Genomic DNA, 14,074 nt, shown 5'->3' on the forward strand with positions numbered 1-14,074 from the left:
TCCAGGGGCTCTAGTGAAGACATTATACCTTAATTAATACTGAAATGGTCCTAGGACTTATTCAGCACTCGCGTCGGTATCTTCTTCAACTTTCATTTCTTGTTTGCTCAACGTGACAATGGCGACTTTTCCACTGCGACCTTGAACATAGATTTTGTCGTCAACCACTAGTGGCTGAGCGTATAAACCGTCGCTGTCGACTTGTATACGGCCGACTACATCACCACTGCTACGGTCGATGAAATGTAAATAGCCTTCTAAGTCGCCAACCACGATATAACCTTCAACAACCGCTGCTGCTGTTAATTCGCGATTTTTAAGCGTTGAATTGCTCCAAAGCTCTAAACCATTACGGCGATCAACTGAATAAATACGGCTATGGTCATCCACTAAATACAAGCTTAAACCAGCTTCAGCAAGTTCATTAAAGCTTGAGTATTTACGCGACCAAATAATACGGCCACTGCGTAATTCCATTGACACTAGGTTGCCGTTATAGCTAGCAACATATAAGTTTTCGCCAAGGATTAACGGAGTCATATCCACATCAGCCATACGAGTAAACTCGTTACCACCGCTTGGACTAAAAACCGGTTGTTCCCATGCGGCTTGGCCGTTATTTTTAACAACAACTGCCACTTTGCCGTCAGCTGTACCGACAAAGAATCCACCTGCTTCATAAGCTGCTGAAGAGGTACCACGTAATGTTAAGTTGGGTAGCTGACTTTCGTACGTCCAAAGCTTTTCACCCGTTTCAAGATTAAAACCTTCAAACGCGCCTTTAGCAGTATTTACCGCCACAACGTCTTCGGCCACCGTTGGCGCAGACAGTAATTCACCGTTAGCTTGGGCAGACCATAATACTTCGCCAGTGGCTTCATCTAACGCCACTAATAAACCGGTTTCGCCACCCACAAACACTTTTTTACGTGCAGCGGTTACACCCGCGGCTAAGCGAATACCGTTGGTTTTAGTTTTAAGCTTTTGCTCAAACTCATCGTTAAAGTTTTGCGTCCATAATTCTTCGCCAGTGACTTCATCAAAAGCAACAACAACGCCACTACGATCAGCAACAAATAATTTCCCATAACGGACGGTAGGACGAAGCTGCGAGTAATAATCGCCAACGCCGTTGCCTACACTGGTGTCCCAACTAATTTCTGGAAACACGGTTGCTTGAATATCAACTAATTCACTGACTGGCTCTTCTTCAACATCACTTGAAGAGCAAGCTGATAAAAAAGCAACACTTAGCCCAACGGCAAGCAGATTTCTACACCACGACTTCATTGGCTAAATTCCTTATGCCTTGTTTAGATTGTCTAGTTTCATTGTCAGCGCAGGACTGGCTAATGCGCCGCCATTATCTACCGCTGCTTGATAAGCTAACTTGGCTTTATCCAAATCACCTTGACGCACTAAAAAGTCGCCTTTTAATTCTTCACGCTGTGAAGCAAACGCTTCATCGGTCACTTGCTCAAGCGTGGCTAATGCCACACCTAAGTTATTTTGTTCAGCTTGTACACGTGCTAAACGGATGGTTGCGACCATACCTAAGCCTGAGCCTGGTTGCGCTGCAATCACTTTAGTGAATGCCGTTTCCGCTTTAGCTAAATCGCCCGCGTCAACCGCTGCTTTGGCAACCATTAATTCAAGCAGTGCTTGATAACCCGCTTGGTCATGCTCAGCAGTAAACGCTTCTGCTTGAGTTAAAAACGCAGCAGGATTAGTTGATTGCTCAGCAATAGCTTGAAACGTCTCAGAAGCTTGCTCTGCTGACTCGACTTTCATGTCTGAATAAGTGTTCCAACCATATAGGCCGCCAAGGCCTACCACAGCACCTACTGCAATTGAGGTACCGTAATCTTTCCAGAACTGCTTGATAGCATCTACTTGTTGTTCTTCTGTGCTATAAATTTCCATGTGCACTTCCCCTTTTAAATCAGTTCTGCAATTTTAGTTACCAGTTCATCACGGGCGACTAATTGTTGTTCGTTGTTGTTTCGTAATGGTTTAATAGCAACCTGATTATTGGCAATTTCGTTTTCGCCAATAATTAACGCATATTGAGCACCGCTTTTATCTGCGCGCTTCATCTGCTTTTTAAAGTTGCCACCACCGCAATGACTCATGACTTTAAGCGTTGGTAACTGTTGACGCAACTCTGCAGCAACTTTAATTGCTTCAACTAAGCAATTGTCGCCCATCGCTGTGACATATACATCAACTTCAGCTGCAATATCATTGGTTAGTTCAAGAGTTTCAAGCAGCAATACAATGCGCTCTAATCCCATAGCAAAACCCACTGCTGGCGTATCTTTACCGCCAAGCTGTCCGACTAAACCGTCATAACGACCGCCCGCCAACACAGTACCTTGCGAACCTAAGCTCGAGGTTACCCACTCAAATACCGTGCGGTTATAGTAATCTAAACCACGTACGAGACGCGGATTGATGGTGTATTGGATGCCAACAGCGTCTAAGAGTTCACATAAAGTTGAAAAATGTGTTTTGGTGTCTTCACCTAAGTAGTCCATTAACGCGGGTGCGTCAGCTAAAATAGCCTGCACTTGTGCATCTTTACTGTCTAGCACTCGTAATGGATTTGAATACATACGGCGTTGGCTGTCTTCATCCAACTTATCTTTATGTTGCTCTAAAAAGGCAATCAAAGCGTCACGATAAGCAGCACGTTCGGCCGGATCACCTAGCGTATTAAGCTCTAAGGCAACATGATCTTTAATGCCTAACTGATCCCATAAACGGGCAGACAACATTAATACTTCAGCATCAATATCAGCACTGCCAATACCGTAGACTTCAACACCAAATTGGTGGAATTGACGGTAACGACCTTTTTGAGGACGTTCATGACGGAACATCGGTCCCATGTACCATAAGCGTTGCTCTTGGTTGTACAGTAAACCGTGTTCATTGCCAGCACGCACTGTTGAAGCAGTACCTTCAGGACGCAGTGTTAAACTGTCGCCGTTACGGTCTTCAAAGGTGTACATTTCTTTTTCGACGATATCAGTCACTTCACCAATAGAACGTTTGAAAAGATCGGTACTTTCAACGATAGGCGTACGAATTTCGCTGTAACCAAATGCGCTTACTGATGAACGTAATACCGCTTCGACTTTTTGCCAAATTGGGCTTTGAGTAGGCAGAATATCGTTCATTCCGCGAATTGCTTGGATTTGCTTTGCCACTGTTACTTGTCCAATTTCGAAATTAGTTTGCACTAATAAAATGTAAATTGACTCGTTAAGGTAGTTGCTACCTTTAACAAGTTAGAGAATTATTCTGTTTTGTCGGCAATTTCAATACGATTAGCCATCATCGCCGCTTTTGCACGAATTTTGGCTTCTAAACCATCAACAATACTGTTGTTATCGAAGCGCTCTTTTTGACGCACACCATCATCGTAATAGCCGCTTTTAGCATGACCACCCGTTAAGCCAATGTGCGACACTAATGCTTCACCAGGTCCGTTTACAACGCAACCAATAATAGACACGTCCATTGCTGTGGTGACATCTTCTAAACGTCGCTCAAGTTCGTTAACGGTGCTAATTACATCAAATTCTTGGCGTGAGCAAGATGGGCAGGCAATAAAGTTAATCCCGCGGCTACGGATACGCAGTGATTTTAAAATATCAAAACCGACTTTGATTTCTTCAACAGGATCGGCGGCCAATGAGATACGAATGGTATCACCGATGCCTTCGGCTAAAAGCATGCCTAAACCCACTGCTGACTTTACTGAACCAGAGCGCATTCCGCCCGCTTCGGTAATACCTAAATGCAATGGTTGACGAATTTGTTTAGCCAGTAAACGGTATGAGGCAACGGCTAAAAAGACATCAGAGGCTTTGACACTGACTTTAAATTGGTCAAAGTTAAGACGATCTAATATGTCAACGTGACGCATAGCGGATTCAAGTAATGCCTCAGGCGTTGGCTCGCGGTATTTGTCCATTAAATCTTTTTCAAGCGAACCGCCATTTACACCGATTCGAATGGGAATGTTTTTATCGCGGGCACATTCAACCACACTACGAATACGCTCTTCGTTACCAATGTTACCTGGATTAATCCGCAAACAATCAACGCCATATTCTGCCACTTTTAAGGCGATACGGTAATCAAAGTGAATATCAGCGACTAACGGTACATTGACCGATTGCTTGATGATTTTAAACGCTTCAGCAGCATCCATTGTCGGCACAGACACACGCACAATGTCAGCACCCACTTTTTCTAATGCATTAATTTGCGCCACAGTTGCTGCTACATCCGTGGTTTTTGTATTGGTCATCGACTGTACAGCTATCGGTGCACCATCACCAATAGGCACATTGCCCACGTATATACGAGTGGAAGGTCTGCGAATAATTGGGGATTCGTTATACATGCAAATACGCTCTACTACTGATGCAAAAGCTCGTTATGCTTTTGGCAGGGTTAATCTTGCGACTCGACCGTTGGTAAACTCAGCAAGGCTGACTTTACTTCCGTCAAGACTAATACTGACGACCTGTGGTGCACCCAGTATGATTTTGAAAGGTTTGAGACCGCGGACTTCAACTAACTTAGCAGCTGTTTTGACACCATCAACCAACACTTTACCGTTAGCATCAGTTACGTTAATCCAGCAATCACCGCTTAACTCGATAGCGAGAACACCTTCAACACCAGTGCCAATAGCAGTACTTGCATTGGTATCGATAGTCGACGCAGTGCTTGCCTGGTTAAGGGTACTGGTTGATGTTGGATTTAAGGTACTTGCAGGCAAGGTCGTTGCTTGTGTTGCGCTCGGATTTGCTGAATTAAGATTACTGGCAGCATCAATAGCTGCATCACTTTCGGGTAATCCGTTTGAAGACGTTGCGTTATCAGTAGATGGCACTTGCTCTAAAGCATTTTCAGCGGCAATTTGCGCGCCTACATCCTGCTGACTAAGGCTACGAGTAATTTGTTGCGGCTCAGGCATGGCTGAGTCGGCAGCAATTTCTTCTACCGTTGGCAGTGAAACATCTACGTCAGTCAATAAAGACGACTTTTGAACCCACCAAATCACCAGCATTGCGATCAATACGGTAATGATAAAGTAAGTGACTAAATTAAGTCGGCTATTACGGGCTTGATGAGTGGTTTTTCGCGAAAAGCTTTGCATTGCCGGTGGAACAATTTCAGGCAACTGATGCTTTAAGCATTGTTGTATCTCATTAATATCAGCATGAACAAAACGTGCATAATTCTTAATATAGCCTCTAACATAAGTTGTTGAGGCAATATTTTCAAAAATGTCTTGTTCAATATCGCTGATAATTCTTGGACGCAAATGCAATTGTGTTGCAACGGCTTCGATAGACAACCCTTTTGCTTCACGAGCTGCCTTTAAGATAGCGCCAGCGGTAACAACATTTTTTAACAATGCCGCTTTTTCAGCGTCTTGTTCTACTTCGAATTCTTTAGTCATTAATTCAAGTTAGCTCTATAATTTTTGGCTTGTGGAGATGCAGGAAACTTCGCAATTAATAAAATGCCAAATCGTTTTACGGCTTCTTCGTTATTTGCCGCCTGCTCAATCTTGATCCCTAAGGCTAAACTTTCTGCAGATTCACTTACAACTCGATGGTATCTTGCGAGTTGTTCGCGCGCATCGCCGTAGTCAGCATCTTCCATGGCTAACTCGGTTAACTCTAATAACGTTACTTTTCTTCTTTGATCATACTTTAACGCCATATTAAAATACTGTCGCGCTTTTTCTTTATTTCCCGCTTTTCGGCTGCAGACCCCTAAATTTTCGTAGCTTGAGGCTGTACGAGTATATTTAGGGGTATTAATCGCGGCTAAAAACATCTTTTCTGACTCAGCGAATTTGTTTTGCTGGCATAAAAACACCCCAAAATTATTACGTGCATCTCCTGTCGCATCGCTAAGCGATATGGCGCGTTGGTATGACTCTTCTGTGCGAGCCAAATCCCCGACTACTTGATAGTAATACGCCATTGATACATGCACTTCACTCATTTCTGGCGCGTATTCTACTGCTTTGTTTAAATTATACTTTGCTTGCTCACTGTTACCGCGATTTAAATACGTTAACCCCAATTGCATACGCTCACGCGCAGCGCCAACCTTGTCAAACTTACGCTCGGCAACTGGGATGTCGGTACCACTGTAGGTGCGCTCGGTGACACAACCGCCAAGCGATATCGCCACTACAGTCATCACTAAAATCTTTTGCATTCCATGCTTCATTTATAAGCCTATTATCTATGCAAACAAAGAGTTAATCCATTGTGACTGAAATCTGGTTTTGTTGCATTTGTTTTTTTGCTAAACGCTTTGTTCTATCACGAATATCACCGGCTAACTGACCGCACGCAGCGTCAATATCATCGCCACGGGTTTTACGTACAATGACGGTAAAACCGTATTCCATCAATACTTTAGAGAAGCGATCAATACGTGAATTAGATGAACGCCCGTAAGGTGAACCTGGGTATGGATTGAACGGGATTAAATTAATTTTACATGGCGTGTCTTTCATTAACTTAGCAAGTTCATGTGCTTGGTCAGTGCTATCATTGATATGGTCTAGCATCACATACTCAACGGTCACGCGGCCACGGTTCGCGTTAGATTTCTCTAAATAACGACGAATACCGGCTAAGAATTCTTGTAAAGGATACTTTTTGTTTACAGGCACAAGTACATCACGCAGCTCATCATTTGGCGCGTGAATACTCACAGCTAATGCAACATCAATAGCATCGCCAAGTTTGTCTAACGCAGGGACTACGCCAGAAGTCGATAGGGTTACGCGACGTTTTGATAAGCTGAAACCAAAGTCATCTAACATAATATCCATAGCAGGAATAACATTAGCAAGGTTTAATAATGGCTCGCCCATGCCCATCATCACTACGTTAGAGATTGGACGGTCGCCAGTGTCTTTATGAAAACCTAAAAACTGCGAGACACGCCAAACTTGACCGACAATTTCAGACACGGTTAAGTTGCGGTTAAAGCCTTGCTGTCCCGTAGAGCAGAATGTACATTCTAATGCACAACCCACTTGAGATGACACGCATAAGGTCGCGCGGTCTTCTTCAGGAATATAGACAGTTTCAACTTCTTGGCCCTGGCCAACGTTAATGGCAAATTTAATGGTGCCATCATTCGACTTTTGAAAACTTGCAATTTCTGGTGCAACGATTTCACATTTAGCCGCAAGCTTACCTCGCAGTACTTTGTTAATGTTGTTCATTTCTTCAAAGTCGCTGACGCCAAAGTGATAAATCCACTTCATTAATTGATCGGCGCGGAACGGTTTTTCACCCATTTCGCTGAACAACGCTCGCAGTCCTTTACGATCAAGATCTAATAAATTGATTTTTTTTACACTCATCTGCCTAACCTCAAAACACCAAAACCTGTAACAGGGCGGCAAATTATACAGGTAGCATGGCCTTTTAGCCAGTATATCTACACGCTATCAACCTGAAGATGCTCGATTTCAAAAAGAATTTGCACGTGCGTAGACAAGGCATTGATTACAGATAATAGCTTTTCTCTTTTCAACGTCAGCTAAATTAACCAAAGCCACTGCATAAGCGCATGTAAAACTTGCCCTTTGCGAGTTTCACCGTGTTTCCCTGATGGTTAAATCAAGAGCGTTGTTGCGCTAACGTAGAAGGTACCGACATTAGCGTGTCGAGTATTAAACATACGGTAAAGCCCTGAAGTAGCACCGTCAGGTCAATTGGGAATATACTCACCTTTACTGGTTTAGGTGATGATATTTAATCTTGTAATCGTGCAGCCGGCTTAAACGCCCGAATTGACTAAAATAAAATACTCAAAATATATTCAGATTATATTAACTAAGCTTGTGATATCCTGCGGCTGGGCTATGTGGCCTGCCATGAGGAAGTGTTTACTTTCCCTGTATGACAACCCTTCTGTTTATCGTGTTTTTTGCTATATCCATTTCGTTTTTATGTAGTATTTTTGAAGCCGTGCTTCTGTCGGTTACACCAAGCTATATTGCAAACCTAAAAGAACATCACCCCCACGTCGCTGCCAGATTGCATAAACAAAAGCAGAATATTGACTCACCGTTAGTGTCGATCCTGACGCTCAATACAATCTCTCACACCATGGGTGCCTCGGTTGCCGGAGCTCAAGCCGCGATTGTGTTTGGTAGTGAAATGTTGGGTATTTTCTCCGCAGTATTAACATTTTTAATTTTATTTTTGTCTGAAATCATTCCTAAAATTATTGGGGCGAATCATTGGCGTAAATTAGCGCCCACGGTGTCGATATGTCTATATTGGATGGAAAAGCTGACTTTACCGTTAATATGGCTGTCGCAAAAAGTAACCGGCGTTTTAGGCAAAGGCGATAACAATCTTTACATGCGACAAGAGCTGAGCGCCATGAACCAATTGGCAAAAGACAGCGGCGAGTTAAGCGAACAAGAATCGCAAATTTTAACTCAGATGTTGGCCATGAAAGACATGTCAGTCACACATATTATGACGCCACGTACGGTTATTTTTAAATTACCGACAACCATGACCAACCAACAATTTATTGCCGACCATTTAAGTAGCCCTTTTACCCGATTTCCGGTTTATCAAGATGATCGCGACAACGTGATTGGTTACGTCAATCGTAATGACATCATCTTACAAGCCAGCTTATCGCCGCAAACGGCCATCGGCGACTACGTGAAAAACCTATTGGTTTTACAATCGTCGGTAAGCGTACTGCCATTGTTTCAAACCATGATAAAACGTAACAGTAAAATGGCATTGGTGGTTGACGAATATGGCTCAAGCGAAGGCATTGTGACCATTGAAGATATTATCGAAACCTTAATAGGTTTAGAGATTGTTGACTCAAAAGACATTGCCCCAGACATGCAGGCACTGGCTCGTAAATTGTGGCAACGACGCATAAAGAGCAAAGGTTTAGTAATTTACGGCGAAACCGAAACAAACTAAGGCTACGACATTTATTTTAATGCCAGAGACTCTGCTTACCATAACCCGTTACCACTAACGGGTTATTTTTTATGCGAATTGGCTGTATTTCAATATTGCTGTGGGTGACATCATTACGCCTGATACGTTAAGATAATGACATTACACAGAGGGAACTAATGCAAAAATCTTATCGTTTATCCATCGCTCATATCAACGACACGCATTCTAATTTTGAACCTAGCTCAGTCCAATTTACGCTAACAGCCAATCAACAATCATATAAGTTGGAAGGACATTCTGGTGGTTATGCACGCTTAGGGTTTCAAATCGAGCAAGCAAGGCAGCAAGCGGCCTCTGAACAGTGTCCATTTTTGTTTTTACACGGTGGAGATAGCTTTCAAGGTACCTTGTACTTTCGCGAATTCCAGGGCGCGGCCAATGCTCATCTGCTAAATTTATTAAAACCTGATGCCATGGTATTGGGTAATCATGAAATCGATGCCGGTAACAGCCCGGTACAAGCATTCTTAAACCGTATCGATTTTCCCGTTTTGGCTGGCAACATGGATTTAAGCCAAGAAGACAGACTCAAAGACGGCAGATTATACGGTCATCCAATGCTGTATGATTTTGATGACAGCAATGAAACCGCTAAAGTGTTAATTAAGCCTTTTCATGACACTAAAATAGCCATTATCGGCATTACGTTAGACCAAATGCGCCTAATTGCGAGGCCGGATCCCGACACTCATTTTGTCAATGCCATCGACACCACGCGTGCAACCATTGCTCGCTTAACTCGTCAAGGTATCAAGCATATTATTGTGTTGAGCCATTTAGGTTTAGATCAAGACCGCGAGCTAGCTGAACATGTTGACGGCATAAGCCTTATTATTGGCGGTCACTCTCATACGTTGCAAGGCAGTATGAGTGACATAGGTTTAAGTGACATCCCTTATGCCGAAACCATCAATTCAACGCCCATTTTACATGCAGGCAAGTATGCGGAAACACTTGGCCTAGCCGAAATCGTATTTGATCAACAAGGTCGAGTCATTGAGCTTATTGGCAACAATTACTTTATGCTCGATGACAATATTAACGTGACTCAAGCAGACGGAACAGCAGTTGACAGTGTTCTGAGCAAGCAATTAATCACCCAGTTATTGGCTCATCCGAGTATAAAAGACGCACAACATGACGAACAAATACATCAAGTGATCCATACCCAATACCGTCCTTCACTTGATGCCTTAGAAAACCAGATATTGGCGCATATTCCCCGCGACTTTGTCCATACTCGCTTACCAAGCAAGCATTTACCTCACGGCAGCGAAATTGCGCCATGGGTGAGCCGCAGCATGTATAAAGCGGCTAAATTTATTGAACCCAATATTGATTTTGCACTGCATAATGCTGGCGGCGTAAGGCAATCATTAAACAAGGGGCAATTGTCGCTTGCTGATGTGGTTGGCCGAATTTTACCGTTTGAGTTGCCATTAACCTTGTATCAAATTATGGGCAAGTACGTCATTGAGGCGCTTGAATCATCGATTAACAGTGCTACCAATAACGGCATAATGGGTACTGGCGCAGGAAGCTTCCCCTACCCTTATGGGCTTCGTTATTTTTACGATGGCAAACAAGCTAAAGGCCAGCGTATTACTCAAGTCGAAATTTATAAGCAAGATGCCTGGCAACCACTTGAAGTGAATAAACTGTATATTGGTGTGTCCAGTGCTTATACCGCAGCAGGAAAAGAAGGATATGACGCCCTGTTGCATGCTCACTGGCAACAACCTATTGAGCATCAAACCTTACCCGAAGCCTTTATTGATTTTGTCAGTCAACATGGACATTTAATTGAAGGACAACTGTTTGCTAATGTTCACTATATTAGCCACCGCGAATAACCGCGGCACACCTCCCTGAAATAGCGGCATAAATACACTAAAAAATGTCCTACTTGAAAACAGACAGCGATAATTGGGGTTAGATCACAGACCCCAATCAGCTTAAATGCTTAAATGCTGAAGTAATCCCTTGCGGACCTCTTCTAAATCGTATGACAGGACATTAATATGAAAGCTAAATTGATCGCATTTGCTGCCGCTGCCACCCTAGCATTAGGAATTTCATCTGTTTGGGCACAAGGTGCATTACATCAGGGCGAAGTGCTCGACACCATGAATGGTGGTGGTTACACCTATGTTCAAATTAAAGAAGCAGACAAAACTTACTGGGCTGCGGGTCCACAAACCCAAGTCAGCAAAGGTGATACGGTAGAAATGTCAGAACAAATGTGGATGACAGACTTTGCCAGCTCAAGCCTAAACAGAACCTTCGATAAGATCATGTTTGTTGGCAATATCAGCAAAAAATAGTTCTTTTACGCGCTAAAAAACACCATAATTGACCAATCTTTCGGATTGGTCTTTTTTATGGAAAATACACACACACTGCCCTATAAAATCATTGATTTTTCTGCACAGTATGCAGCTCAAGTCAGCCAGTTATATCATGCCGCAGTGCAGCATATTAACCATCCTCGATATCCACAAGCTAAATTAAACGCCTGGTCATCAGCACCACGGTCAACAAAATTTTGGCAATTGAGATACCAACGCAATCGCGCTTGGCTAGCCGTGAATGACCAGCAAGAAGTCGTGGGATTTATTAGTGTTGAAACTCACTTTAGTCAACAAGGCTATATAGACTGTTTATATGTTGCGCCAACAAGCCAACATCAAGGTATCGCTCGTGCACTGTATAAAACATTAGTGCACTGGGCACTGCAACAACAGTATTCCCACTTGAGTGTCGACGCGTCATATTTGTCTAAAACATTGTTTGAAACAAATGGCTTTGCACTTAAACAAGTCAGTTATCAGCAAAAACGCGGCCAAACGTTTACCGGCTTTTACATGAAAAAACGATTAATAGACTAGATACTAGGGCGGACTTCGTCCTGCTAGGGTCGCTTCGCGGCTAAGATTTTATAGCATCTAGCCGCGTAGCGTTCTAGTTGCTAGGGTTTTTCGTTAATTCGCTTGTCAGCGCTTTAACAGGGGTTGCAACATTTCTTCTAAGCCATTGAGTTTCACTTCATACATTAACGCTAATTGCTCACCAAGCTTACCCGCAGGAAAACCTTTGGAATGAAACCACACTAAATAAGGCTCAGGCAGCTGCAACAACTTTCGCCCAGCATATTTACCAAAAGGCATGGTTTGGTTTATCGCTTCGAGTAATTGTTGCTCATTCATGATTCGGGTTCCAAACACAGCTAATATATACACAAATTATATCACGCCGTTATTAAAAAAAAGTGGAATTTTACCTCGCACCCACTTATATCGATTTGAAATAAATAAATCTATTAAGAGACGTAAAATGCATATAGCGCTTAACGATAGGCAAATTTATCCACCTGCAAAAGCTGACAAATAAAGACTCAACTCGCACAATCTTAGCCTAAGTGTTTATGCTATTTAACTTTTCAATAACATTGACGCACGTAACCGATTAACGTCAACTTTTTGCCATACTCACTCTTTTTGTCAAAAAAACATCTTGATGACTTTTATGAAAAAACGTCAAAAATCAGCTAATTGACGAAATCATCCTGAGAACATAAAGTGAAGATAAGCATTAGATTTGGCCATAGTTTACTCTTACTCATTTAGGGTATGGCCCGATAAAGAGGACAGAGTCGATGATCATACTAGTCGGTGGAGAAAAAGGCGGTAGCGGTAAAAGCTGTCTAGCACAAAACATTGCCGTGTTTCTTACAACAGAGGCTCAAGCCAGTGTCATTATGGTGGACTGCGATCCACAGCGCACGACATCAGACTGGATCCAGGCTCGAAACAATAACCCAGACTTAGCCACCATCAATTGTGTGCAGCTCTATGGAAAAATTCGTAATGACTTGCTCAGTTTAGAACAACACTACGATTATGTGATTGTCGATTGTGGCGGCCAAGATAATCTTGCATTACGCGCATCCATGTCGGTTGCATCGCATGTGTTAATGCCATTACGACCAAAACGTCGCGATTTAAAAACCGTCAGCCACATGGATGACATCGTTTCAACTTGCTTAATGATAAACCCTAAAATGAAGGCCTCTTTTGTTATTACTCAGTGCCCTAGTTTGCCCAATCAAGCAGGTCGAATTATTGAAGCTAAAGATGTCTGCCGCACCTATAACATCAATGTGCTTGATGCGATTAATTACTGCCGTAACATTTATGATGACAGCGAAGAGTCAGGCTTGTCGGTATTTGAAATAGAACCCGATGGCAAAGCAACAGAAGAAATGCGCAGCATTGCATGTGAGCTATTGGGTATTACTGATGCAAAACAGCTTATTGAACAACACAACAATGTGTCTAACGAAACGACATTGAGAGGAAATTATGGGACTAGCCGATCTCAAGAAAAACGCTTCGTTATGTAAAACAGAGCGGCCCATTGCAGTATCAATAGATGACTTTATTGCCGCTGCTGACTTATACGCGGCGGGCAAACCAACATCACTTAATTCAGATAAAGGTCTGCGCAATAACCTGCAGGTTGAACCGACAAATGTGGTTGATTTTTTACAACGAAAATACCCTAATCAACCACAAGCAATACCTAAAGTGAACAGTAGCAGCAAACCATTTAAACGCTGTACATACACGTTAAGCGAATCGGCAATAGATCAACTCACGCAACTTAGCCAACAAGGCAATATTGCTAAATCAAAGTTGATCAGACAATTAATCAGCCACTATTTTTCACTCACGCCCGAGCAACAAAAACGTATTGACGCTAACTTAGGTTAATCTTATTCGTTAATGAGTACTATCCCCACCCTTTTGCTGGCAGCAAATATCCGAACGATATTTGTTTGCCAGTTCTTTTATATTCATCATCGCTCTGTCGCTGGCACTCAACGCCTCACAAACGCTGATAAAAGCCGTACGCAAATACATAAGCTATGATCTCAATCACGACTTAAATCACGCCCTAAACAACAGCCTAAACAGCTGTATTAAATTGGCAAACTTGAATTTAACGCT

Annotated in this window: 14 protein-coding genes; 6 read left to right on the plus strand and 8 right to left on the minus strand. The window is 42.7% G+C overall.

The annotated features are described in order from the left end of the window. Nucleotides 1-57 precede the first annotated feature (57 nt). The 7 genes from bamB to rlmN form a co-directional block, all read right to left on the minus strand. Nucleotides 58-1,290: an outer membrane protein assembly factor BamB gene (bamB, locus tag AC19MX_RS02185; RefSeq protein ID WP_432398902.1), complete on the minus strand. Its 1,233-nt coding sequence runs from the start codon at nt 1,288-1,290 to the stop codon at nt 58-60. Nucleotides 1,291-1,302: 12 nt separating this feature from the next. Then, nucleotides 1,303-1,923, minus strand: coding sequence for a tetratricopeptide repeat protein (locus tag AC19MX_RS02190; protein ID WP_432398903.1), 621 nt, complete (start codon nt 1,921-1,923; stop codon nt 1,303-1,305). Nucleotides 1,924-1,937: 14 nt separating this feature from the next. Beyond that, the gene (gene hisS / locus AC19MX_RS02195) at nt 1,938-3,212 is read right to left on the minus strand and encodes a histidine--tRNA ligase (RefSeq protein WP_432398904.1); all 1,275 of its coding nucleotides are present in this window, start codon (nt 3,210-3,212) and stop codon (nt 1,938-1,940) included. Between the two features lie 89 nt (nt 3,213-3,301). Further along, nucleotides 3,302-4,417 (minus strand): flavodoxin-dependent (E)-4-hydroxy-3-methylbut-2-enyl-diphosphate synthase, encoded by a 1,116-nt coding sequence (gene ispG / locus AC19MX_RS02200; protein WP_432398905.1) that lies wholly within the window; start codon nt 4,415-4,417, stop codon nt 3,302-3,304. 33 nt (nt 4,418-4,450) lie between these two features. Further along, on the minus strand, nt 4,451-5,485 hold the full coding sequence (locus AC19MX_RS02205; protein ID WP_432398906.1) for a RodZ domain-containing protein: 1,035 nt from the start codon (nt 5,483-5,485) through the stop codon (nt 4,451-4,453). Continuing rightward, on the minus strand, nt 5,485-6,270 hold the full coding sequence (gene pilW, locus AC19MX_RS02210) for a type IV pilus biogenesis/stability protein PilW (protein WP_432398907.1): 786 nt from the start codon (nt 6,268-6,270) through the stop codon (nt 5,485-5,487). The genes AC19MX_RS02205 and pilW overlap by 1 nt, the downstream gene beginning before the upstream one ends. A 31-nt stretch (nt 6,271-6,301) precedes the next feature. Further along, nucleotides 6,302-7,423, minus strand: coding sequence for a dual-specificity RNA methyltransferase RlmN (rlmN, locus tag AC19MX_RS02215; protein ID WP_432398908.1), 1,122 nt, complete (start codon nt 7,421-7,423; stop codon nt 6,302-6,304). 541 nt (nt 7,424-7,964) lie between these two features. On the opposite strand from rlmN, the gene AC19MX_RS02220 reads away from it, so the two are divergent. From AC19MX_RS02220 to AC19MX_RS02235, 4 genes are all read left to right on the plus strand, one after another. Then, on the plus strand, nt 7,965-9,023 hold the full coding sequence (locus tag AC19MX_RS02220) for a CNNM domain-containing protein (protein WP_432398909.1): 1,059 nt from the start codon (nt 7,965-7,967) through the stop codon (nt 9,021-9,023). A 158-nt stretch (nt 9,024-9,181) separates the two neighbouring features. Next, nucleotides 9,182-10,918 carry a bifunctional metallophosphatase/5'-nucleotidase gene (locus AC19MX_RS02225; RefSeq protein ID WP_432398910.1) on the plus strand — a complete coding sequence of 579 codons (1,737 nt, stop codon included), beginning with the start codon at nt 9,182-9,184 and terminating at the stop codon, nt 10,916-10,918. Nucleotides 10,919-11,086: 168 nt separating this feature from the next. Then, on the plus strand, nt 11,087-11,389 hold the full coding sequence (locus tag AC19MX_RS02230) for an NrfJ (RefSeq protein WP_188954409.1): 303 nt from the start codon (nt 11,087-11,089) through the stop codon (nt 11,387-11,389). Nucleotides 11,390-11,446: 57 nt separating this feature from the next. Beyond that, nucleotides 11,447-11,953 carry a GNAT family N-acetyltransferase gene (locus tag AC19MX_RS02235; RefSeq protein ID WP_432398911.1) on the plus strand — a complete coding sequence of 169 codons (507 nt, stop codon included), beginning with the start codon at nt 11,447-11,449 and terminating at the stop codon, nt 11,951-11,953. Between the two features lie 105 nt (nt 11,954-12,058). Here the strand turns inward: AC19MX_RS02235 and AC19MX_RS02240 are convergent, their stop codons facing one another. Continuing rightward, nucleotides 12,059-12,271 (minus strand): DUF3820 family protein, encoded by a 213-nt coding sequence (locus tag AC19MX_RS02240; protein ID WP_188954405.1) that lies wholly within the window; start codon nt 12,269-12,271, stop codon nt 12,059-12,061. A 449-nt stretch (nt 12,272-12,720) separates the two neighbouring features. Between AC19MX_RS02240 and AC19MX_RS02245 the strand changes: the two genes are divergently transcribed. Continuing rightward, nucleotides 12,721-13,467, plus strand: a complete 747-nt coding sequence (locus AC19MX_RS02245) for an AAA family ATPase (protein ID WP_432398912.1) — start codon at nt 12,721-12,723, stop codon at nt 13,465-13,467. Continuing rightward, nucleotides 13,427-13,837 (plus strand): hypothetical protein, encoded by a 411-nt coding sequence (locus tag AC19MX_RS02250; protein WP_432398913.1) that lies wholly within the window; start codon nt 13,427-13,429, stop codon nt 13,835-13,837. Before AC19MX_RS02245 ends, AC19MX_RS02250 begins: the two co-directional genes overlap by 41 nt. The last annotated feature ends 237 nt before the right edge of the window (nt 13,838-14,074 follow it).

The organism is Shewanella sp. MF05956 (assembly GCF_059758055.1).